Annotated in this window: 2 protein-coding genes; both read right to left on the reverse strand. The window is 53.6% G+C overall.

What is annotated here, in order from left to right:
* Positions 1-256 precede the first annotated feature (256 nt).
* Positions 257-571, reverse strand: a complete 315-nt coding sequence (locus tag GTN70_03555) for a transposase (protein NIO16065.1) — start codon at positions 569-571, stop codon at positions 257-259.
* Positions 384-1,088 (reverse strand): transposase (locus tag GTN70_03560; protein NIO16066.1); only part of this gene is annotated, 705 nt, incomplete at its 5' end. The genes GTN70_03560 and GTN70_03555, both read right to left, overlap by 188 nt.

A 1,088-nucleotide genomic window follows, 5' to 3' on the forward strand; every position in this document is an offset into this window, starting at 1 on the left:
ATTTCAAACGCAAATCGATACTTCTTGATCACCCTCTTACGCAAGAATCCATCTACTATGTAAAGAGTCAAGGGGTAACGTGAATCCCAAACCAGTCTACTATCCGTGGTTTTCATCTTGTATGAAACCACATGCAATCAATCCGAGGTATTCAATTCGGGGTTGGCAGTCTTGAAAACGGGGTTGCCTGATGGTCGGCACACTCAGATGAATTCACGCCATACCCCAAACCTTGGTTCTTTTCGGTTTCAGGCCCTCACACCGAACCTATCACTCCCAAACCATAAGGGCAGCCATCGAGCAGTATCCGCCTCGATCTCAAAAGCAATGTTCGCGCAATGGCAACGATCGCCCGCTTCGCCCCTGAACGAGCTTTGATCCGCTCATACTTGTCCCGCATGACCCCATCCTTGGTGATCAACTTCCACGAGGCCTCCACCAGTATCGCCCGAAGCCCGTTCTTGCCGGCCCCCGTAATCCGACCCATGCGGATCTTCTCCGCACTGGAATACTGCGATGGCGTCAAACCCACATATGCCGCAAGCTGCTCTGCCCGCCTGAAACGACCCACATCCTGAAGCTCCACCAAAAGCTCCATCCATGGCCGCAATCAACCCAATACCAGGAACACTGCGCAGTATCTCCACCCGCTCCCGATAACACGGTGTCTCAGAAAGCTCCCTCAAGAGCTGAGTCTGTTTCGCAATCTGCTCGGTCAAAAACTCATACTGCTCCAAAAGCCTCTGGAAACTCTCCTGCATCCATCGGTTACCAAATCGAATCGACCAAAGCCTCTCGACGTAAACCCGAGGCCATGGACCACGAGGCTCAACCAACTCTACCCCATAAAACCGAAGCTCTGCCTTGATGCGATTCTGCGTTCGTACCCGATCTCCTATCAGTTGCCTCCGCCGCCGAATCACCTGCCGATGATAGCGCTCCTCCAAAGTCGGTACCCAAACCCGCCTGAGCATCCCCTTGGCCAAAAGATACGCCAACTTCCGGCTGTCCCGCCGATCCGTCTTGACCCGATTCCCATACTCCTGAGGTAAAAGGCTCGGCGGGGTGACAATACAGTCCGCCCCATA

It is taken from the genome of Deltaproteobacteria bacterium, assembly GCA_011773515.1.
Taxonomy (GTDB): Bacteria; Desulfobacterota; Deferrimicrobia; order J040; family J040; genus WVXK01.